The organism is Thalassobaculum litoreum DSM 18839, from assembly GCF_900102465.1.
GTDB lineage: Bacteria > Pseudomonadota > Alphaproteobacteria > Thalassobaculales > Thalassobaculaceae > Thalassobaculum > Thalassobaculum litoreum.
On sequence record NZ_FNBW01000013.1, the window covers coordinates 118,080 to 139,648 of the forward strand.

18 protein-coding genes are annotated in these 21,569 nt (G+C 67.2%); 6 read left to right on the forward strand and 12 right to left on the reverse strand.

Going from position 1 to position 21,569, the window contains the following annotated elements:
* Window positions 1-53: 53 nt before the first annotated feature.
* The 3 genes from BLS34_RS19435 to BLS34_RS19445 form a co-directional block, all read right to left on the reverse strand.
* Window positions 54-1,676 (reverse strand): BCCT family transporter, encoded by a 1,623-nt coding sequence (locus tag BLS34_RS19435; RefSeq protein ID WP_028795061.1) that lies wholly within the window; start codon window positions 1,674-1,676, stop codon window positions 54-56.
* 375 nt (window positions 1,677-2,051) lie between these two features.
* The gene (locus BLS34_RS19440; RefSeq protein WP_093152983.1) at window positions 2,052-3,590 is read right to left on the reverse strand and encodes a class I adenylate-forming enzyme family protein; all 1,539 of its coding nucleotides are present in this window, start codon (window positions 3,588-3,590) and stop codon (window positions 2,052-2,054) included.
* Between the two features lie 13 nt (window positions 3,591-3,603).
* A complete protein-coding gene (locus BLS34_RS19445) occupies window positions 3,604-4,764 on the reverse strand; it encodes an acyl-CoA dehydrogenase family protein (protein WP_093152986.1) in 1,161 nt (386 codons plus the stop codon).
* 169 nt (window positions 4,765-4,933) lie between these two features.
* Between BLS34_RS19445 and ggt the strand changes: the two genes are divergently transcribed.
* Together ggt and BLS34_RS19455 are read left to right on the forward strand one after the other, a co-directional pair.
* The gene (ggt, locus tag BLS34_RS19450) at window positions 4,934-6,517 is read left to right on the forward strand and encodes a gamma-glutamyltransferase (protein ID WP_093152989.1); all 1,584 of its coding nucleotides are present in this window, start codon (window positions 4,934-4,936) and stop codon (window positions 6,515-6,517) included.
* A 171-nt stretch (window positions 6,518-6,688) separates the two neighbouring features.
* Window positions 6,689-7,648 (forward strand): Gfo/Idh/MocA family protein, encoded by a 960-nt coding sequence (locus tag BLS34_RS19455; RefSeq protein WP_093152991.1) that lies wholly within the window; start codon window positions 6,689-6,691, stop codon window positions 7,646-7,648.
* A 167-nt stretch (window positions 7,649-7,815) separates the two neighbouring features.
* Here BLS34_RS19455 and BLS34_RS19460 read toward each other — a convergent pair whose 3' ends face one another.
* From BLS34_RS19460 to BLS34_RS19485, 6 genes are all read right to left on the reverse strand, one after another.
* Complete coding sequence (locus tag BLS34_RS19460) at window positions 7,816-8,211, reverse strand: hypothetical protein (protein ID WP_093152994.1); 396 nt, start codon at window positions 8,209-8,211, stop codon at window positions 7,816-7,818.
* A 1-nt stretch (window position 8,212) separates the two neighbouring features.
* A complete protein-coding gene (locus BLS34_RS19465; RefSeq protein ID WP_093152997.1) occupies window positions 8,213-8,464 on the reverse strand; it encodes a hypothetical protein in 252 nt (83 codons plus the stop codon).
* 109 nt (window positions 8,465-8,573) lie between these two features.
* The gene (locus tag BLS34_RS19470) at window positions 8,574-9,158 is read right to left on the reverse strand and encodes a histidine phosphatase family protein (RefSeq protein WP_093153001.1); all 585 of its coding nucleotides are present in this window, start codon (window positions 9,156-9,158) and stop codon (window positions 8,574-8,576) included.
* Window positions 9,155-10,171 (reverse strand): NAD(P)H-dependent flavin oxidoreductase, encoded by a 1,017-nt coding sequence (locus BLS34_RS19475; RefSeq protein ID WP_093153004.1) that lies wholly within the window; start codon window positions 10,169-10,171, stop codon window positions 9,155-9,157. Before BLS34_RS19475 ends, BLS34_RS19470 begins: the two co-directional genes overlap by 4 nt.
* Before the next feature lie 26 nt (window positions 10,172-10,197).
* The gene (locus tag BLS34_RS19480) at window positions 10,198-12,306 is read right to left on the reverse strand and encodes an acetate--CoA ligase family protein (RefSeq protein WP_093153006.1); all 2,109 of its coding nucleotides are present in this window, start codon (window positions 12,304-12,306) and stop codon (window positions 10,198-10,200) included.
* A gap of 14 nt (window positions 12,307-12,320) precedes the next feature.
* Window positions 12,321-13,367 carry a cyclase family protein gene (locus tag BLS34_RS19485; protein WP_093153009.1) on the reverse strand — a complete coding sequence of 349 codons (1,047 nt, stop codon included), beginning with the start codon at window positions 13,365-13,367 and terminating at the stop codon, window positions 12,321-12,323.
* Window positions 13,368-13,530: 163 nt separating this feature from the next.
* On the opposite strand from BLS34_RS19485, the gene BLS34_RS19490 reads away from it, so the two are divergent.
* Together BLS34_RS19490 and BLS34_RS19495 are read left to right on the forward strand one after the other, a co-directional pair.
* Window positions 13,531-14,430, forward strand: coding sequence for a DMT family transporter (locus BLS34_RS19490; protein WP_051244914.1), 900 nt, complete (start codon window positions 13,531-13,533; stop codon window positions 14,428-14,430).
* An 11-nt stretch (window positions 14,431-14,441) separates the two neighbouring features.
* Window positions 14,442-15,317: a DMT family transporter gene (locus tag BLS34_RS19495; RefSeq protein ID WP_028795072.1), complete on the forward strand. Its 876-nt coding sequence runs from the start codon at window positions 14,442-14,444 to the stop codon at window positions 15,315-15,317.
* Here the strand turns inward: BLS34_RS19495 and BLS34_RS25970 are convergent.
* Window positions 15,314-15,490 carry a hypothetical protein gene (locus BLS34_RS25970; protein ID WP_156907355.1) on the reverse strand — a complete coding sequence of 59 codons (177 nt, stop codon included), beginning with the start codon at window positions 15,488-15,490 and terminating at the stop codon, window positions 15,314-15,316. The genes BLS34_RS19495 and BLS34_RS25970 overlap by 4 nt on opposite strands.
* Window positions 15,491-15,865: 375 nt before the next feature.
* On the opposite strand from BLS34_RS25970, the gene BLS34_RS19505 reads away from it, so the two are divergent.
* Both BLS34_RS19505 and BLS34_RS19510 read left to right on the forward strand, forming a co-directional pair.
* Window positions 15,866-16,399, forward strand: a complete 534-nt coding sequence (locus tag BLS34_RS19505; RefSeq protein ID WP_038015129.1) for a 2,4'-dihydroxyacetophenone dioxygenase family protein — start codon at window positions 15,866-15,868, stop codon at window positions 16,397-16,399.
* A 48-nt stretch (window positions 16,400-16,447) separates the two neighbouring features.
* A complete protein-coding gene (locus tag BLS34_RS19510) occupies window positions 16,448-17,503 on the forward strand; it encodes an alcohol dehydrogenase (RefSeq protein ID WP_093153014.1) in 1,056 nt (351 codons plus the stop codon).
* Window positions 17,504-17,615: 112 nt separating this feature from the next.
* Here BLS34_RS19510 and mgtE read toward each other — a convergent pair whose 3' ends face one another.
* Both mgtE and BLS34_RS19520 read right to left on the reverse strand, forming a co-directional pair.
* Window positions 17,616-19,124, reverse strand: coding sequence for a magnesium transporter (gene mgtE / locus BLS34_RS19515; RefSeq protein ID WP_093153017.1), 1,509 nt, complete (start codon window positions 19,122-19,124; stop codon window positions 17,616-17,618).
* Between the two features lie 13 nt (window positions 19,125-19,137).
* A complete protein-coding gene (locus BLS34_RS19520) occupies window positions 19,138-21,429 on the reverse strand; it encodes an NADP-dependent malic enzyme (RefSeq protein WP_028795077.1) in 2,292 nt (763 codons plus the stop codon).
* Between the last annotated feature and the right edge of the window lie 140 nt (window positions 21,430-21,569).

Below are 21,569 nucleotides of genomic sequence, written 5' to 3' on the forward strand. Positions count from 1 at the left end.
ACAAAAAAAGGGGAGGCCGAGGCCTCCCCTTTTCAATGATATGGGCGCCGGCCTCAGGCCGTATCCGACCGCGGCTCGCTCATCAGCCCCTTCACGATGGCGTAGCACGCCAGCAGCAGGACGATGGTGAACGGAAAGCCGGTCGAGACCGCCATGGCCTGCAGGGCCGTCAGGCCACCGCCGAGCAGCAGCGCAATCGCCACCAGCCCCTCGAAGCAGGCCCAGAACACCCGCTGCGACACCGGGGCGTTGGTCTTGCCCCCGGCGGTGATCGTGTCGATCACCAGAGAGCCGGAATCCGACGAGGTCACGAAGAACACGATCACCAGCAGGATGCCGATGAAGGACGTGATCTGCGCCAACGGCATCTGCTCGAGCATCACGAACAGCTTCACCGGCAGATCGGCATCGGCGATCGCCACCACGCCGGATTCGACGAAGCTGATCGCCGTGCCGCCGAAAGCCGTCATCCAAAGCACCGACACCAGCGACGGGATCAGCAGCACGCAGGTGATGAACTCCCGCACCGTGCGGCCCCGCGACACCCGGGCGATGAACATGCCCACGAACGGCGACCAGGAGATCCACCAGGCCCAGTAGAACGACGTCCAGCCCTGGCTGAAATTCGCATCGGTGCGGCCGATCGGGTTGGACAGCGCCGGCAGATACTCGAGATACGCCAACAGGTTCGAGAAGAACCCGGTCACGATCGCCATGGTCGGCCCGACGATGATGATGAACATCAGCAGCAGGAAGGCCAGGACCATGTTGATCTCGGACAGGCGCTTCACGCCGGCATCGAGACCGGCCAGTACCGAAAGCAGCGCCAAGCCGGTGATGCCGCAGATCAGCAGGACCTGGGAGGCATCGCTCACCGGCGTCCCGAACAGGAACTCCAGACCGGCATTGGCCTGGGTCGCCCCGAGGCCGAGCGAGGTGGCCAGGCCGAACAGCGTGGCGAACACCGCCAGGATATCGATGACGTGACCGGTCCAGCCCCACACCGCATCGCCGAAGATCGGATGGAAGACGCTGCGGATCGTCAGCGGCAGGCCCTTGTTATAGGAGAACAGGGCCAAGGCCAGTGCGACGACCGCGTAGATCGCCCAGGGGTGTAGCCCCCAGTGGAAGATCGTCGCCGCCATGCCAAGCGCCTTCGCGCCCTCCACATCGCCAGCCGCACCGGCCAACGGCGCCCAGCTCTCCGGGGAGCCGGCCCCTTCCGCGAGCGACGAGTTGAAGTGCGAGATCGGCTCTGAGACGCCATAGAACATCAGCCCGATGCCCATGCCGGCCGCGAACAGCATCGCGAACCAACCGCTATAGGAGTAGTCGGGCTTCGCGTCCCGCCCTCCGAGCCGCACCTTGCCGAGCGGGGTGACGATCAGGACGACGCAAAGAATCACGAAGACGTTCGCGGCTCCGATGAAGAACCAGTCGAAGGTCGAGGTCAGTGTCTCGCGCAGGGCGCCGAACGCCGCAGCGGCTTGGTCGTGCAGGATCAGGGTCAGAAACGTGAAGGCAACGATCACCAGCCCGGAGATCAGGAACACCGGATTATGGATGTCCAGGCCGAACGGCCCAACCTGTTTCTGAATGTTGTCCTGGCCGATTTCGTAATCGGTATCGATGAGATCCGCCGGCCCGTCGGGCGGCTTCACAGCGTGGTCGGACATGTAGTTCCCTCTCGTTTGGGTTTTGCAGCGCGCCGCGAGCCCCCCTTGGCCCCCAGTCGCACCGAGCCCGAACCCGAATCGGGACGGACGTCTTCGACGGGGGATTGGAGCCGACGCCTGGCAGGACGGCTTTCGGCTCGACCGTCGGAGGTCGCGCTCCCCTCCCCCGGGCTACTCGCCGGTTGTCCCGGCTGTTCGGCGGCACCGGTCGCCGGTTCCGCGTTATCGAAACGCTACCCTAACCTGAAACACCAATTTGCCACAAATCGACACACCGACCCGGAACTGTCGTGAATTCGACAGAATCAGGCCGCTTAAGTGGAAAACCCGCCACAGTTGCCAGCCGACAGGTGGTATCCGCCGATCAGCCGCCGGTCAGCCATCCAGCTTGTGCTTGAGAATCTTGCCCGCCGCCGTCGCCGGCAGGCTGTCTCGGAACTCCCAGCGCCCAGGCCGTTTGTAGGCCGACAGCTTGTCGGCCACGAAGGCCGCGAGGTCCGCGGCGCTGGGGGTGCGGCCCTGCACCGGCTGGATGAAGGCCACCACTTCCTCGTTGCCGTCCCTGGCCGGGCGGCCGACGACGGCGCACAGGCCGACGTCGGGATGCAGGGTGATCGCCGCCTCCACCTCCGGCGGGTAGACGTTGAAGCCGGAGCGGATGATCAGCTCCTTGCGGCGGCCGACCACATAGAGCAGGCCGTCGGCGTTCAGCCGGCCGAGATCTCCGGTCTTGAACCACAGCCCGTCATGGACGGCGGCCGTTTCCCCGGGTGCCTTGTAATAGCCCTTCATCACCAGCGGACCGGACACCTGGATCTCGCCCACCATGTCCGTCGGCAGGGCCCCGCCGTCGTCGCCGACGATGCGCACCTGGACGTCGGGAATGATCTCGCCGACCGTGTCGTCATCGCGCGGACGGTCGATATCGGTCACCGAGATGGTCGGCGCGGTCTCGGTCATTCCGTAGCCGTTATGCAACGGCACCCCGAAGGCCGCCTCCACCCGCCTCTTCAGTCCCAGGTCCAGCGGCGCACCGCCGGAGGACAGATAACGGATGCGTCCCGGGTTCAGCGCTCGGCCACGGATTGTGGTGAGCTCAAGGATTCGTGCGTACATCTGGGGCACGCCGTTGAACAGGCTGATCGCGCCGCCCTCGATCGCGGCCAGGGCATGCTCGGCCGAGAAACGCGGAATCAGGTCGACCCGGCCGCCCATGTACATGTTGCCCAGATACACCGATGCGAGGCCGAACACGTGACTGATCGGCAACACGCCGTAGATCCGGTCGCCCGGCGTCACCCGCCTGGAGTCACCAGACCGGGCGCCGATGAACAGCAGGTTGCGATGGGTCAGCATCACGCCCTTCGGCTTCCCGGTGGTGCCGGAGGTGTAGATCATCACCGCCACCCGGTCGGCCGGATCCTCGCCGCTCTCGTCCACCGCCGGGTCGGCATCGCCGAACGCCGCCAGGGTGGCGCCGAGATCGTCCAGCTCGGCCACCGGCGCCGCTCCGTGGCGCGCGCCATGGGCCGTCGCCTCGTCCGAGACCGAGTCCGTATACAGCGCCAGCTTCGGGCGGGCATGGTCGCGGATGGCGTCGATCTCGCCCGAGGACAGCCGCGCATTGATCGGGATCGCCCAGGCGCCGAGCTTCGCCGCCGCCAGAACCGACAGAGCGGTGGCGAAGCCGTTCTCACCGACGATGTAGAACCGGTCGCCGGCCGCCAGCCCCCGCTCCGCCAGGGTGGCGGCCAGACGGGTCGACCGCGCATCCGCCTCGCCGTAGCTCATCACCCGCTCGCCCTCGGCCAGGGCCGGGATGGCGGGATATCGCTCGGCCCACCAGGCCACCGGATCGGCGATCGAGGCGAAGATGTCCGTCGCCGGACGTGAGCCGTCCCAGGTTTCCGTCATGACGGTCTCCGGGTCAGCGGGAGGCCGCGTGGGCCCGCAGCATGTTGCGGGCGATCACGATCTGCTGGATCTGCGAGGTGCCCTCGTAGATCCGGAACAGCCGAACGTCGCGGTAGAAGCGCTCGACCGCGTATTCGTTGATGTAGCCCGCACCGCCATGGATCTGCACCGCCCGGTCCGCCACCCGGCCGACCATCTCCGAGGCGTAATACTTGGCGCAGGCGGCGACCATGGCCGTGTTCTCGCCGGCGTCGAACTTGGCGGCCGCGTCCTTGACCATCGCCTCGGCGGCATAGGCCTCGGTCTTGCTGTCGGCCAGCATCGCCTGGATGAGCTGGAAGTCGGAGAGCAGCTGACCGAACTGCTTGCGCTCGGTGGCGTAGCCCAGACACTCGTTGATCAGCCGGTCGGCCATGCCGATGCACACCGAGGACAGGTGCAGCCGACCCCGGTCCAGCACCTTCATCGCGGTCTTGAAGCCCTGGCCCTCGACCCCGCCGATGATCGCGTCGGCCGGGACCTTCACGTCCTCGAAGATCACGTCGGCCACATGGGTGCCCTGCTGGCCCATCTTCTTGTACGGCTTGCCGGTGGAGATGCCGGGCGACCTGGCGTCGACCAGAAAGGCGGAGATGCCGCCCGCCCCTTTGTTGTCCGGGTCGGTGCGCGCCATGACGGTGAAGACGCCGGCCTTGGTCGAGTTGGTGATGAACCGCTTGGTGCCGTTGAGGACGTAGCCGTTGCCGTCCTTCTTCGCGGAGGTCCGCACCGAGGCGGCGTCGGAGCCGCTGTCGGGCTCGGTCAGGCAGAACGATCCCACCAGTTCGCCGGAGGCCAGACGCGGCAGGTAGTCGCGCTTCTGATCCTCGGTGCCGTCCATCACGATGGCCTGGCTGCCGATGCCGACATTCGTGCCGATCAGCGACCGAAAACAGGGTGCCGTGTGCCCCAGCTCGTTGCCGATCACCACCTCCTCCGACATGGACAGGCCGAGCCCGCCGTACTCCTCCGGAATCGAGAGGCCGTAGAGGCCCATCTCCGCCATTTCCTGAGACACTTCCTCGGGGATCGCGTCCTCGCGGCTGACCTGTTCCTCCAGCGGAATCAGGCGCTCGGTCACGTAGCGGCGGACGGTGTCCGTAAACTGGTTGAGGGTCTCCTGATCGAGCGCCACGGCGGTCTCCCTTGATCGTCATGCCTGATCGGCACGGTTGCTTTTCTGTACGTCCGTATTTGTCGGCGGGACTATAGGTTCCGCGCTCCCAGGCGTCCACGCAGCTTGCCGAGTTTGTATACACCGGCTAAACCGCTGCAAATCGAACGAAGCGAGGAAACAACCCATCATGCGCGACCTGCACCTTCCCGGCCGTTCCCCGGTGTACGCACCCAACGCCGCCATCGCCACCTCCCACCCGCTGGCGAGCCAGGTCGGCCTCGACGTTCTGAAATCCGGCGGCACCGCCGTGGACGCCGCCGTCGCGGCCTGCGCCGTGCTCTGCGTGGTCGAGCCGCACATGACCGGCATCGGCGGCGACTGCTTCGCCCTGGTCGCCCCCAAGGGCAGCGGCGACATCGTCGCCATGAACGGCTCCGGCCGCGCGCCGGGCAAGGCCGAGCTCTCCTGGTTCCAGGAAAAGGGCATCACCGAACTGGGCGCCTCGAACGACCCGCATACGGTCACCGTGCCGGGCGCGATCGGCGCCTGGACCGCCCTGCTGGAGCGCTTCGGCAGCAAGTCCCTGGGCGAGCTGCTGCAGCCGGCGATCAAATACGCCGAAGAGGGTTATCCGGTGAGCTCCCGCGTCGGCAGCGACTGGGCCGACGCGGTGGAGAAGCTGTCGAAGAATCCGGCGGCCAAGGCGGCCATGCTGCCGAACGGCAAGGCCCCGGCCATCGGCACCCGCCACAGCCAGCCGAAGCTCGCCGCCACCTTCAAGATCCTCGCCGAGAAGGGCCGCGACGGCTTCTATACCGGCGCGGTCGCCGAAGACATGGTCGCCAGCCTGAACAAGCTGGGCGGCCTGCACAGCCTCGAAGACTTCGCCAACGCCGCCCCGGAATGGGTGGAGCCGATCACGGCCAAGTTCGCCGGCCATGACGTCTTCGAATGCCCGCCGAACGGCCAGGGCGTCTGCGCGCTGATGATCCTGTCGATCCTCGACCGCCACGACGTCGCCAGCCTGAGCCAGGCCGACCGGGTGCACCTGATCGCCGAGGCCACCAAGCTCGCCTATGCCCAGCGCGACCGCTACGTCGCCGATCCGCGCCAGGTCGACGTGCCGGTGGACTGGCTGCTGTCCGACGCCCACATCTCGGCGCTGGACGCGATGATCGACCCGAACAAGGCCGGCGCCTTCGAGCCGAGCGACTTCCCGGTCCACAAGGACACGATCTACCTGTCCTGCGTCGACAAGGACGGCACCGCGATCAGCTTCATCAACTCGATCTTCTCCGATTTCGGAAGCTGCATCATGAGCGAGAACACCGGCGTCATGCTGCACAACCGCGGCAAGTCGTTCCACCTCGTGGAAGGCCACCCGAACGCCATCGCGCCGAACAAGCGGCCGATGCACACGATCATCCCCGGCATGCTGGTGAAGGACGGCCGCGCCGTCGCCCCGTTCGGCGTCATGGGCGGCCAGTACCAGTCGACCGGCCACGCCACCTTCCTGTCGAACCTGCTGATGCGCGGTATGGACCCGCAGGAAGCGCTGGACGACAGCCGCAGCTTCGCCACCGAGGGCACCCTGCAGGTCGAGAGCACCTTCGCGCCGGAGACCTATGCGGCGCTGGAGAAGAAGGGCCACAGCCTGACCCGCATGCCGAAGCCGATCGGCGGCGGCCAGGCGGTTCTGATCGACGAGAAGAACGGCGTTCTCGTCGCCGGCTCCGACCCCCGCAAGGACGGCTGCGCGCTGGGGTATTGATCGGCGGGGTCTTGATCAGTCGACGTTCCCCTTCACCGTCTTCCCGGCCCTGAGCCGGGACCTAGGGCGGGGCAGCCGGAACGTCCCAGGACATGAACCTAACAGTCCAGCCGGCGGACGGCTGGATCCCGGCGCAAGGCCAGGAAGACGAACACAGAAGGGGAGCCTGCCATGGCCCATAAGATCGCGATCATCGGCCTCGGCATCATGGGCCGTCGGCTGCTCGGCCGTATCCTGGAGCACCCGGCCTTCGAACCGGTCGCCCTGTGGGACCCGTCCGAAACCGCCTGCAGGAAGGCTGCCGAGGAAGCGCCGGGCGTGCCGATCGTCGACAATGCACAGGCCGCTATCGCCGCCGCCGACGTGGTCTACCTCGCCTGCCCGCCGGTGCCGCGCAAGGCCTACGCCCTGGAGGCCGCCGCCGCCGGCAAGGCGGTGTTCCTGGAGAAGCCGCTGGGCGTCGATATCGAGGAGAGCCGCGATCTGGTGGAGAAGCTGAAGGCGTCCGGCGTGCCCGCCGCCGTCAACTTCACCCAGGCAGCCGGCAAGGCGCTCGCCACCGTGCAGGACGCCATCGCCTCGGGCGCGACCGGCGCGCTGAGCAACATCAACATCCTCGTCACCTACCCGGCCTGGCCGCGCGCCTGGCAGGTCGATGCCGACTGGCTGCGCTTCAAGGGCGAGGGCGGCTACACCCGCGAGGTGATCTCCCACTTCGTCTTCCTGTCGGAGCGCATCCTCGGCCGCACGAAGCTGGTCTGGGCCAAGCCGTCCTACCCGACCGACCCGGCCCTGTGCGAGACCCAGGTCCTGGCCCGGCTGGAGAATGAGGCCGGCGTGCCGGTGTCGATCCTCGGCTCGGTCGGCGGCGTGCAGCCGGACCGCCAGGAGGTCTATCTCAACTTCGAGAAGACCGGCTTCCTGGTCGCCGAGTTCTACCGGCTGTTCCAGTCGGACGGCGGCGCGTGGAAGGAGATCCTCGACCCGCCGGCGGACCCGCGCAAGATCAGCCTGGGCGCCCAGCTCGGCTCCCTGGACGACCTGCTCAGCGGCCGCCCGTCGAAGCTCGCCACGCTGGACGATGCGTTCAGCGTGCAGCAGAAGATCGAGGGGATTCTGGCGGGGACGTGAGGGTCTTCGCCATTGTCCTCTTTTATCTCAAGGTCCCGGCCTTGCCCCGGATCAAGTCCGGGGACAAGCCGGGATGACGGTGGTTGTAGTAAAAAATCTCGTCATCCCAGTCTGACCCGGACTTGATCCGGGGCAGGACCGGGACCGAGCCCTGTTACTGAGGCCCCTCACCCCGCCAGCCGATCCGGCATGACGAAGCGCGCCCGGGCACGATCACTGCCGAGGCGCTCGTCGGTGTAGTATCGGCCCAGCGCGCCCTTCACCCCCGCCATCACATCCGGGTTGCGTGCTTGAAACGCCTCCCAGCTTTCCCCGTCCGGTCCGTCGGCGATGCGTTCGTTGATCACCATCAGGAACGCGTAGGTAATGGTCTCGTGGAACAGCCCCGGCTTGCCCACATGGCCGGCGAAGGCCCGCAGGCTCATCGAATACCGGGTCATGGCCTCCGGCAGGGACATCCGCTTCAGGTAGATCCAGGCGAGCCGCACATGGGCGGCATGACGGAATTCCGACGGCGGGAGCGTCAGCGCCTCGAAGGAGCCGACAAAGGCGTCGTCGGTCATCTCACGCCTCCTTGAGTTTGTGGCTGTCGGCAGCGGTCAGGTCGAGCCCGTAGACCTCGCGGAGCTGGGCGGCCCGTTTCAGCGTCTCCTCGCCGAACGGCTGCCTGCCCTCGAAGGCGTGGAGCATCACCCCTTCGATCAGATCGCCGAGGCTGATGTCGTGCAGCTCGGCCACGCCCTTCATCACCTTCAGCAGCCGCCGCTCGATGCGCACACCGGTCTGCACGCGGTCCACAGTTTTTGAGGTCGGCATCGGGATATCTCGATATGTTATCTTGGTACATTTATAACACTCATCGAGAACCAGGCAAACGGCTTGATCCTGATTTGCATCAGGATCAAGCCGCCAGGCCCATCCGGAATCAGGACGGATCGACCGGCCGCCAGCCGTGGAGCACGCTGCGCTGTGCGATCGAGAGGGCAAAGAAGTGGCCGCCGGACGCTCCCGGCTGGTCCAGCGCGCGGGAGATCGGCTGGCCGAGATAGTGTGCCAGAGCCAGAGCCCCCACGGCCCCGTGACTGACCACGGCGACACTCCCGGACGCCTGCGCCATCACCGCCTCCAGGGCGGCGACGATCCGGGCCTGTTCGTCCACGGCCCGGGCCCAGCCGCGGATGCTGCTCTCGGGCTCGGCGAAGAAGGCATCGGCCGTCGCCTGAAACTCCGCCGGCGGCAGATAGCCGGTCGACGACCGATCGTTCTCGCCCAGGTCGGTCCGCTCGATCGGGGTCAGACCGCGGAGGCCGCAGAGAAGGGCCGCCCCGTCCCGCGCCTTGCGCTCGGTGCTGCAATAGATCGCCGACAGGCTCCAGAGCCAGGGCGTCGAGGCCAGCGCCGCGATCCGGACGCGGCCGCGATCGGACAGCGGCCAATCGGTGATCGGCACCGCCGGGTCGATCACCACGTCCGGATGGGTGATGAAATAGAGGACGGGTTCGCCGCTCACTCCGCCGCCGCGGCCGCTCCGCCGACGGAGATCGCACCCATCCGGCCGGCCGCCGCGACCGCGTCGTCGATCAGACGGTCCATGATCGCCTCCACCGGCTCGATCCTGTCGGCAAAGACGCAGGCCTGGCCCATGGACAGGATGCCCTTCTCCGGGTCGCCCTCGGTATAGGCCTGCTTCTGGGCCAGCCCCATTACATAGGGTCGATACGCCTCGAACTCGGTCACGCCCTGGCGTTCCAGCTCGGCGATGGCGCGGGTGGTGGCGTTGTCGATGCCGCGGAAGGTGTTGCGCATGGAGGCGAGCACCAGGGCGGTGTCGGTCTCCTGGGCGTCGATCACCCGCTGCTTGATGGCGTCGTGGCTCCAGATCTCGCTGGCCACCAGGAAGCGGGTGCCGATCAGCGCCGCATCCGCGCCCATGGCAAGCACCGCCGCGACCTGAGCGCCGGTGCCGATGCCGCCGCCGATCAGGATCGGCTTGTCGACCCGTTGAACCGCCAGCGGCGCCTGCACGATGGAACCGACCAGGTTCAGCCCCGGGTGGCCGCCGCATTCGGCCCCGACCACGGCGATGGCGTCGACCGGCAGCTTGGAGGCGGCGGAGACCGCGTGCTTCACGGTGGCGACCTTGTGGAACACCACGCCGCCGGCGTCCTTGATCCGCTCCACGAAATCGGCCGGTGGCAGGCCCGCCGTCTCGAAGTGGCGCACGCCTTTGTCCAGGGCGATCTCGAGTTGGGCCGGCAGGTCCTTGTTGTGATCGGTATGGACCGACAGGTAGAGGTTCACGCCGAACGGCTTGCCGCCGGTGAGGCGCTTCGCCTTATCCAGCTCGGCCTCGAACTCGCCCGGACCGGGAAAGGTCTTGGCGGTGATGTAACCCATGCCGCCCGCGTTCACGACCCCGGCCACATAGGCCGCGTCGGCCAGCCACATCAGGCCCCCGGCGACGATCGGATGGTCGATGCCGAACAGCTCGGTGATGCGGGTCTTGAAGCGCTGCGGTCGCATGGAGGCCGCTCCCTATTCCGGCGTGATCAGCGGGGAACGATCAGGGCGTCGAGCGCCACGCATCCCTCGCCCTTTGGTAGCACCCGCACCGGGTTCAGGTCGACGCTTTCGATCCGCGCGCCCTCGCTGGCGGCGAAGACCGAGACCGTCGACAGCAGTTCCGCCAGGGCATCCACATCGGCCGGCGGCGCGCCGCGCACCCCGCCATAGATCTTCGCGCCCTTCAGCTCGGCGATCATGCGTTTGGCCTCCTCGACACCGAAGGGCGCGAGCCGGAACGACACATCCTCCAGCACTTCCACAAGGATGCCGCCGAGGCCGACCATCACCACCGGCCCGAAGGTCGGGTCGTTCTGCACGCCGATGACCGTCTCCACGCCCTCCGGCGCCATGGCGGCGACCAGAACCCCGTCGACCTCCGCCTTGGGCGCGGCTTCGGCGACGCGGGTCACCAGTCCGTCATAGGCCGCCGAAGCATTGCTCGCGGTCACCCCGACCACCACACCACCGACCTCGGTCTTGTGCAGGATATCGGCCGAGGCGATCTTCAGGACCGCCTTGCCGCCCAACGCCTTCACCGCTTCCTCGGCCTCATGGGCGCTGGTGACCAGGCGCCGGTCCACGAAGGGCACGCCCCAGCTCTCCAGCAGGTCGGAGGCCTCGTGCTCGCCGATCTGCCGGGACGGCACCGGCTTGGCGCCGGACGGTGCGCTGGGCGGTGCCGCCTCTATCTTGCGGGCGAAGAACCGGCCGAAGCGGCTGATCACCGCCGCCGCGGCGACGGCGCGGGTCGGGTCCTCGAACACCGGATAGCCGCCCTCCTCGTAGTGCCGGACGATCTCCGGCGGGGCGATGAGGGACAGAATGATCGACTTGTCCGGGAACCGCTCGCGCGTCTCCTGCAGGGTCTTGATCAGGTCGTCGGCGATGTAGCGCGAGGCGGCGATCATGGTGAAGAACGCCACCACCACGTCGTAACCGCCTTCGTCCAGCATCATCCGCATGTTGGTGGTGATCAGCGACAGGTCGTTGAACGCCTGGGCGGTGATGTCCACCGGGTTGCGGACCGCGGCGAAGGGCAGCAGCTCCTTCAACGCCTTCTGGGTGTCGGCCGGCATCTCCTTCACGTCGAGGCCGTAGTCGATGGCGGCATCCGCCATCTGCACGCCGACGCCGCCGGAGATCGTCATCAGGCCGATGGCGTTGCCGTCGGGATAGGCGCCGCGCGAGCAGATATAGGCGGCGTCGATCATCTGGTCGGTGGTGTCCACCCGCATCACGCCGTACTGGGCAAACAGGGCGTCGTAGATCCGGTCGGAGCCGGCCAGCGCCGCCGTGTGCGACGCCGCGGCCGCCGCGCCGATCTCCGAGCGTCCGACCTTCTGGAAGATCACCGGCTTGCCGGCCTTGGCCGCCGCCTCCAGGGCCGCGCGGGTTGCGTCGCCGTCGCGGATGCCTTCCGCATAGGCGACGATCACCTTGGTGTCGTCATCGGCGGCCAGATAGGCGATGGCGTCGGCCACGTCCACATCGGCCTCGTTGCCGGTGGTGATCCAGATCCCGGTCTCCACCCCCTTCTGCCGCATCAGGTGGAAGACATGGCTGCCATAGGCGCCGGACTGGCTGGCGATCGAAACCGGGCCCGGTTTCGGCAGCAGGTGGTCCACCGAGGAGGAGAAGGTGGCGAGCCAGTTGCAGCGGGCGTTGAAGATGCCGAGGCAGTTCGGCCCCAGCACCCGGATCCCGCCGGCCCGGGCCACCGAGCGCACCCGGTCCTGCAGCTTCGCGCCGTCGGCGCCCATCTCGGCGAAGCCGGAGGAGAACACCACCGCGCCCTTGCAGCCCTTGTCGGCCAGCGCCTCCAGGGTGTCGGCCACCACCGGCGCCGGCACGGCGACGATGGCCGCGTCCGGCGCTGACGGTAGGGAGGCGACATCGGCATAGGCCTGCAGCCCCTGCACGGTGTCGCGCTTCGGGTTCACCGGCCAGATCGGGCCGGAGAAGCCGCCCCGGATCATGTATCCGAGCGGCCGGCCGCCGATCCGCTTGGGATCGTCGGAGGCGCCGATGACAGCGATGGAACGTGGGGAAATCAGCGGCGTCAGGGTGCTGACGTCGGGTCTGTCCTGGCTCATGCGGCTTCCAGTGGTCAAACGGTGGCGATGGCGTTTGCCGGCGACCCGACCGCGCCCGGCAGGTTCAGCGGCGGGGCCGTGAGCAGGAAGCGGTTGCGCCCGTTCTCGTGCAGCCAGTTCGCCAGTTCCGTCAGGTACCAGATCTCGCCCAGATGGACGCCGAGCTTGAACAGGCAGAGCTCGTGCAGCGGCAGCATCACCTTCTTCGGGCCGTTGCGCCGGTCCTTGCCGGGCGCCTGCTCGACCGCGTAGTTGTCGGCGATCAGCACCGACAGGCCGCTGTCGCGCACCCATTCCTGCAGCTCCGGGTCGCCGCCGTCGAGCGCCGGGCAGCCGTTATGCATGAACTCCGGATCCGGATTGCCCTGCATATCGATGATCCCCTGCGAGAAGCCGGTGTGCAGGCAGACCATGTCGCCCTCCTCCACCACCACGCCGTCCTCGTCCATGATCTTCGACAGGGTCTGGAAGTCGACCACCGTGCGCTCGTCGCCGAGATGGCGGTGCAGGTCGATCATCACGCCGCGGCCCTGGACGCAGGCGCCGGCCATGTTCTCGATGCCCAGCGCCTTGGCCCGCACGCCCTCGAAGCGCATCAGCGGGTCGGCCTTGTGGTCCGGGTCGCCGGCGAGCTTGTGCTCCTGGCCGCTCCAGCCGTTGTAGTAGACGACCTCGGGCACCCCGTCGCCGTTGGCGTCAAACATCGAGCCGACATGGGTGAGGCTGTCCCACTGGGAGGAATACTGCAGGCAGATCAGCGCCGCGTCGTCGCAGATGACGTCGGTCAGCTCCGGGTTCTCCTGCTCCATGGCGAAGTTGTAGTTGGCGAGATTGTTGCGCTCGGTGGCGAACAGGCGCGGCGGGAACCGGCGCGGGTTCAGCACGCGGCCGCCCGGCAGGTCCAGCGGCAGGGAGAGACAGAACCGCTTGCCGGTCTTCACCTCCTTCACCGCCTCGACGACCCGTTCGGGCGTGAGAAGATTCAGCCGCCCCAGCTGATCGTCCGGGCCGAAATCGCCCCAATTCGAGCCCTCAGGCCGGTTCACCCACCGTCCCGCCATCGCTTCCTCCATCCCGGATATGCCGCCTCTTGGCCGGGCGGCGCTTGTTTGGTTGGACGGCGATTGTCGCGGGTGGCGCTGGCCGGCGCAAGACCACTACCGCCATCACCACTACCGCCAGGACCGGCCGCGTGATAGCGAAGCGCCGCAACCCGAGGTGCCGATGTCCGCTCCCCCGATTCCCGCCCCGCAACCGCTGCACGAGTCCCTGGCGCTGGCCATCGCCTGCATGGTCGCCGCCCAGATCGTGTTCACCGCCATGGACACCATGGTGAAGCTGCTGTCCGACGGGTTCGGCGCGGCGCAGATCGTCTGGGGCTTCTTCGCCGCCTTCACCGTGACGGCGACGGTCGATGCGGCGCGCAACGGCTCGCTGCGGGGCGCCCTGCGCACCCGCCGCCCGCTGCTGCACATCGTCCGCGCCCTGCTGCTGCCGGTGAACATGGCGGCCATGGTGCTGGCCCTGAACCTGCTGCCGCTCGCCACGGTGACGACGGTGGTGTGCACCTTCCCGCTGATCGTCACCGCCTTGTCGGTGCCGATCCTGGGCGAGCATGTGGGGCCGCGCCGCTGGACGGCGGTGGCGATCGGCTTCGTCGGCGTGCTGATCGTGGTGCGCCCCGGCACCGACGTGTTCGACCCCGCCGCCTTCGTCGCGCTGTTCGCAGGCGCGGTCTACGCCCTCTATCTGGTGCTGACCCGCCTGCTCAGCCGCACCGACCGCAGCGACGGCATCGCGTTGAGCACGGCCTGGATCGGGCTCGCCGTCTTCTCCTTCGCCTTGCCCTTCGACTGGCGCATGCCGAGCCTGGAGGAAGGTCTGCTGCTGGCATTCGTGGCGCTGGCCGGCACGATCGGGCACCGGCTGATCATCGTCGCCTTCTCCCGCGCGCCGGCCAGCACGTTGCAGCCCTTCACCTATCTCCAGGTGGTCTGGGCGACAGGTGCCGGACTGGTGGTATTCGGCCATCTGCCGGACGGGATTACCCTGATCGGCGCTGGGGTGATCGTCGCCAGCGGTCTCTATGCCTGGTGGCGCGAACGACAGGTCACGACGCCGTGAGCCGGGTGCCCATGTCCACCGCCGCGCGCGGAATCCTGCTCATCCTGCTGGCAAATTTCGGCTTCGCCGGGATGGACGCGGTGTCGAAGACGCTGACCATGGAGTATTCCGTGGCCCAGATCCTCTGGGTCCGCTTCGCGTTCTTCGCGGCCTTCGCCACCGTCCTCGCCTGGCGGCGCGGCGGTGGAATCCTGCCGCAGTTCCGTACGACGCGGCCGGTGTTCCAGACCGCCCGCGCGCTGCTGCTGGTGGCGGAGATCGGCTGCTTCATCCTCGGCTTCCGCTACCTGCAGCTCGCCGAGTCCCATTCCATCGGCGCCGTCTTCCCGCTGGTGATCACGGCCCTGTCTGCCCTCTGGCTGGGCGAGCAGGTCGGCGTGCGGCGCTGGACCGCCGTCGGCATCGGCTTCATCGGCATGCTGGTCATCCTGCGGCCGGGCCTTGCCGTCTTCGAGGTGGCGGCCCTGCTGCCCCTGGCGGGCGCGATCATGTTCGCGGTCTATCAGGTGATGACCAAACTGCTGTCGCGCACCGACGGCATGGTGACGATCCTGCTTTATACGGGCTGGGTCGGGTTCCTGGCGATGAGCCTGTTCGGCCCGTTCGACTGGACCTGGCCGGACGCCAAGGGCTGGGCCCTGCTGGTGCTGGCGGGCCTGCTGGGATCGATCGGCCACGCCACGGTCATCAAGGCGCTGGAGATCGCGCCCGCCAGCGTGCTGCAGCCGTTCAACTACACCCTGCTGGTCTGGGCCACCGGGATCGGCTTCGTTGTCTTCGGCGACCTGCCCGACCTGTGGACCGTGGTCGGCGCGACCGTCATCGTCGCCAGCGGCCTGTACGTGTGGTGGCGCGAACGGGTGCGTGCCGCCCGGGCTGACGCCTAGAGAAGGGCGTTCGCCAACGCGCCGCCGGCCAGGAACATGATCCAGGCGATCAGCGGCCGGTAGAAAAACCGGTAGGAAATCTGCACCACGGCAGGTGCTTTATGCAGGTCTCCCCGGGCCGGAACCAGCCCGTGCCCACTGAAGATCAGATAGAGGTTCGAGACGAGAACCATGAAACAGCCTGAGAACACGTAAATCCCGAATATTATTTTAAATACGCTCGAATTTAACACCACATACAAGAAATCGATATTTATCGATCCGCTTGTGAAGCAGAAAGCGCCGAGCAAAAAGCAGACAATTGTAATCAATTTGCTCTGAGATATCCGTGGAAGCTTCTGGTATCCCCGCATGACATCCTCGCTTGTCAAGTATATCACCCCGCGATCAATCTAAGGTAGACGAGAATATCTTAGCAAATTCTTAATTTCCTTTTCGGGGTTCCGGAAGATCCGGCGGCAATCCGGGGGTTTGCGCCCCGCCCCGCGGATAGGCTTAAATTCAGGCAATCAGAAGAACACCCAGCCAATGCCGATTCGGAGGAAACCATGTCGAGCGCCATCACGCGCCTGGAAGCCTATAAAGACGACACCATGAAGCGGATCCCGCTGCCCGAGCACGCGGCGCGGGAACTGTTCTTCACCACCGACGAGGACGACGAGCGCGTCTGGATGCCGATCGGCGACGGGATCCTGGCCCGGCCGATGCTGTTCAACCCAGTCCAGGGCTCCTGGGTCACGCTGATCAAGGCCGACAAGCCGGGCATCGTCAGCCGCCACCGCCATCCGGCCCCGGTCACCGGCTACACCCTGGAAGGCGCCTGGGGCTATCTGGAGCACGACTGGACCGCCACGCCCGGCTCCTTCCTGTTCGAGCCCGCGGGCGAGACCCATACCCTGGTGGTCGACCCCGAGGTCGGGCACATGAAGTGCCTGTTCCATAATTTCGGACCGCTGATTTTCGTCGATGCCGAGGGCAACCAGACCGGCTATGACGACGTCTTCACACGCCTGGAGAAGTTCAAGGCGCATTACGAGGCCAACGGATTGGGGGCCGAGTTCGCCACCCGCCTGATCCGTTGATCTTCTCAAGACCTCCACACCAAAAAGCCCCAAGGGAGCGATAAGACGATGCGCAGCTACCAACTGGTTCAGCCCGGCAAGCCGTTCGAGGCCGTCGAGCGCGAGGATCCGACACCGACCGGGACCGAAGTGCTAGTCCGCGTGACCCGCGCCGGTGTGTGCCATTCGGACATCCACATCTCCGACGGCTATTTCGACCTGGGCGGCGGCAAGAAGCTCGACATCGTGGCCCGCGGCCAGCGCCTGCCGGTCACCCTCGGCCACGAGGTCCTGGGCGAGGTCATCGCCGCCGGTCCGGACGCCAAGGACGCGCCGATCGGCAAGACCATGCTGGTCCACCCGTGGCTCGGCTGCGGCGAGTGCTCGGCCTGCAAGGCGGAGCAGGAGAACCACTGCCCGACCATGCGCTCCATCGGCATCTTCCGCGACGGCGGCTACGCCACCCACTGCCTGGTGCCGCATCCGAAGTACCTGGTCGATATCGGCGACGTCGATCCGACCATCGCCACCCCGTATTCCTGCTCCGGCGTCACGGTATACTCGGCGCTGAAGAAGGCGATGCCGGTGCTCGACAGCGAGTGGCTGGCGATCTTCGGCGCCGGTGGTCTCGGCCTGTCGGCCGTCGCCATCGCCAAGGGCATGGGCGTGAAGAACGTCATCTCCGTCGATATCGACGACGAGAAGCTGGACGCCGCCAAAGGTGTGGGCGCCGACGCGGTGCTGAACACCAAGACGGCGGAGAACGCCATCGCCGAGCTGCAGAAGATCGCCGGCGGCGAGCTGCGGGCGGTGGTCGACACGGTGGGCGGCGAGGCGACCTCCAGCGTCGGCATCGGCGCGGTGCGCAAGGGCGGCCGCTACGTCATCGTCGGCCTGTATGGCGGCGAGCTGACCATCTCCCTGCCGACCATCCCGATGCGGGCGCTGTCGATCATGGGCTCCTATGTCGGTTCGCTGGGCGAGCTGAAGGAGCTGATGGAACTGGTCAAGGCGGGCAAGGTGAAGCCGATCCCGATGGAGACCCGGCCGCTGGAGACCGCCTACGACACCCTGCAGGACCTCAAGGCCGGCCGCATCACCGGCCGCGTGGTGCTGACGAGCTGACTGGTATGGGGCGCCGGACGGCTCTGGCCTACGGCGCCCCAACCGACCTTCATCCCCGTCCGCACTTTTCGTCATCCCGATTTGCATCAGGATGACGGTACAAGGTCAGTCCCTAAAGCAGGAACAGCGTCGCCAGCCCCAGAAACGCGAAGAACCCGACCACGTCGGTCACGGTGGTGAGGAACACCCCGCTCGCCACCGCCGGGTCGATCTTGAAGCGCTGCAGGCCGAGCGGGATCAGCGTTCCCGCGAGCCCCGCGACCACCAGATTCAGCACCATGGCGACGGCGATGATCCAGGCGATCTCGAAATCGCCGAACCAGGCGATCGACGCGCCGGCCACCAGCACCGCGAAGGCGATGCCGTTCAGCGAGCCGACCAGGGTCTCCTTGGCGATGAACTTCATGGCGTTGCGGGTGTCGATGTCGCGCATGGCCAGCGCGCGGACCGCCACCGTCAGGGTCTGGGTGCCCGCATTGCCGCCCATGGACGCGACGATCGGCATCAGGACCGCCAGGGCCACCACCTTCTCGATGGTCGCCTCGAACATGCCGATCACCAGCGATGCGGCGATCGCGGTCAGCAGGTTCATCACCAGCCAGGGGAACCGGGTCTTGGTGGTGTCCCACAGGGAGCCGTACAGATCGCTCTCGCCCAGACCGGCGAGGCGCATCAGATCCTCCTCCGCCTCCTCGTCGATCACGTCCACCACGTCGTCGACGGTGATCACGCCGAGCAGCCGGTCGTCCTCGCTGACCACCGGGGCGGCGACCAGGCCGTACTGGCGGAACAGCAGCGCCACCTCCTCCTGGTCCATCTCGGCGCGGACCTTGCGGAAGTCCTTGCGCATGATGTCGGAGACCCGCACCGGCCGCTTGGCGCGCAGCAGGTGCGACAGGGCCAGCTCGCCCACCGGGCGATGGCCGGGATCGACCACGAAGATGTCGTAGAAGTCGTCCGGCAGGTTGCGGACGGTGCGCAGGAAGTCGATGGTCTGGCCGACCGTCCAGTGGGACGGCACCACGACCATCTCGCGCTGCATCAGGCGGCCGGCGGAATCCTCCGGGAAGTTCAGCCCCTCCTCCAGGAAGATCCGGTCCTTGGCGGGCAGGGCCGCCAGAATGCGGGCCTGCTCCTCTTCGTCCAGTTCGCCGAACAGGTCGACGGCATCGTCGGAGTCCAGGGCCGAGAGGAACCGGGTCAGGTCCTCCTCGCCCAGGGTGCCGACCAGTTCGTCGCGCACCGTGGCGTCGAGATAGGCCAGGATGTCGGCGTCGAAGGTCGCCCCCATCGCCGCGATCAAGGTCAGCCGCTGTTCCGGCGCCAGCCGCTCGATCAGGTCGGCCTGGTCCGCCGGGTGGAGCGGGCGCATCAGGCGCGGGATGATGGGCAGGCGCTCCTGCTCCAGCGCCCGCATGACGGCGGCCTCCAGGCGTGGCGTCAGGCCGTAGAGCGGCTCATCCGGCACGTTCTCGCGGGTCTCCGCGATCTCCGCCTCAAGGGCGCGAATCTTCGCCTTCAGCTCACGCTTCTTGACCTTCGGCTTGCGCTTGGTTCCCTGCTGCTCCCCAACCTCGGCTTCGGGCGCGTCAGTCTCGTCCGGTCGGTTGCTTGGGGTCATACATCACCGCTTTTTAGCGCACCGGCTTACGGCGCGCCACTTCATGGGCCTGGGCGTCGACGACGGCGACGGCGGTCATGTTGATGATGCCGCGCACGGTCACCGACTGGGTAAGGATATGCATCGGCTTGGCGGTTCCGACCAGCATCGGGCCTACCGAAAGTCCCTGCCCTGTCGATTTCATCAGGTTAAACGCCACGTTCGCTGAGTCCAACGTCGGCATGACCAGAAGGTTCGCCGCGCCCTGCAGCCGCGAGTTCGGGAAGGTCCGGTTCCGCACCACTTCGGAGATCGCGCTGTCGGCGTGCATTTCGCCCTCGACCTCCAGGCCCGGATGCTTCGCCGCCAGCTTGGCGACCGCCTGGCGCATCTTCTGCGCCGACGGCTCGTCGGAGGATCCGAAATGGGAATGGGAGACGAAGGCGACCTTGGGCTCCAGGCCGAAGGCCCGCACCTCGATCGCCGCCAGTTCCACCATCTCCACCAGCGCATCGGCGCTCGGGTCCGTCGTCACATGGGTGTCGACCATGAAGTAGGAGCCCTGAGGCAGGATCAGCAGGCTGACCGCCGACAGCTCGTTCACCCCGCGGCGCGTGCCGATGACCTGGCGGATATGCCTCAGATGGTCCCAGTACCGGCCCACCGTGCCGCAGATCGCCGCGTCAGCGTCGCCGAGCTGCATCATCAGCGCGGCGATGACCGTGTCGTTGGTGCGCACCACCTCGCGCGCCCGGTCCGGCGACACGCCCCGGCGCTCCATCAGGCCGTGATAGGTGCGCCAGTACAGCTCGTAGCGCTCGTCGTTGCTGGGATCGACCACCTCGACGTCGCGGCCGACCTTCAGGCGCAGGCCGAACCGGTCGAGTCGCCGCTCGATCACGTCCGGACGGCCGATCAGGATCGGCTTGGCCAGCTTCTCGTCCAGCACGGACTGCACAGCGCGCAGTACCCGTTCCTCCTCGCCCTCGGCGAAGACCACGCGCTTCGGCTCCTCGCGGGCCTTGGAGAAGATCGGCCGCATCACCTGGCCGGAGCGGTAGACGAACTGCGACAGCTTCTGGCGGTAGGCGTCGAAATCCTCGATCGGCCGGACGGCCACGCCGCTGTCCATCGCCGCCTGGGCGACGCGCGGGGCGATCTCCATGATCAGGCGCGGGTCGAACGGCTTGGGGATCAGGTATTCCGGCCCGAACGAGAGCTCCTGGCCGCTATAGGCGGTGGCGACGATGTCGGAGGCCTCCTGCATCGCCAGATCGGCGATGGCCGTCACCGCGGCGATCTTCATCTCCTCGTTGATCGTCGTCGCCCCCACGTCGAGCGCGCCGCGGAAGATGAACGGGAAGCAGAGGACGTTGTTGACCTGGTTCGGATAGTCCGAGCGGCCGGTGGCGATGATCGCGTCGTCGCGCACCGCCTTGGCCTCCTCCGGCATGATCTCCGGCGTCGGGTTGGCCAGCGCCATGATGATCGGCCGGTCGGCCATCGTCTTGACCATCTCCGGCTTCAGCACGCCGGGCGCCGACAGGCCGAGGAAGATGTCCGCTCCGTCCACCGCCTCGGCCAGGGTGCGCATCGGCGTGTCGGTGGCGTAGCGGGCGATGACCGGGTTCATCTGGGAGCGGCCGGTATACACCACGCCGTCGATATCGGTGATGATCACGTTCTCGGTCTTGAGCCCCATCGCCACCAGCAGGTCGATGCAGGCCATGGCCGCCGCCCCCGCCCCCGAGGTGACGAGCCGCACCGTCTCCATCGGCTTCTCGACCAGCCGCAGGGCGTTGAAGATCGCCGCCCCGACGCAGATCGCGGTGCCGTGCTGGTCGTCATGGAACACCGGGATGTTCATGCGCTGGCGCAGCTTGCGTTCGATCTCGAAGCATTCCGGTGCCTTGATGTCTTCCAGGTTGATGCCGCCGAAGGTCGGCTCCAGGGCGGCGACGACCTCGACGAACCGGTCGACGTCCAGCTCCGCCACCTCGATGTCGAATACGTCGATATCGGCGAATTTCTTGAACAGGGCGGCCTTGCCCTCCATCACCGGCTTGGAGGCGAGCGGCCCGATATTGCCGAGACCCAGCACGGCGGTACCGTTGGTCACCACGCCGACCAGATTCTGGCGGCCGGTATAGCGCGCGGCCGTGCTCGGGTCCTCGGCGATGGCGGTGCAGGCATAGGCCACGCCGGGGGAATAGGCCAGCGACAGATCCCGCTGCGTCGCCATGGGCTTGGTCGGCACGACGGCCATTTTCCCGGGCACCGGCGTCTCGTGATAGTAGAGTGCAGCGTCTTTGAGATCTTCCGCCATTCCCAGCTCCCGTCGGCCCGCATGTGGGCGCAGACCTTACACGGCGGACCGGACGCGCCCAAGAGGCTGTACGCGGTCCATGGCGGGACCAATTGGCGCGCACGGTCGGGCGTGCCCCCAAGGGGGAGGTCACCGTCATT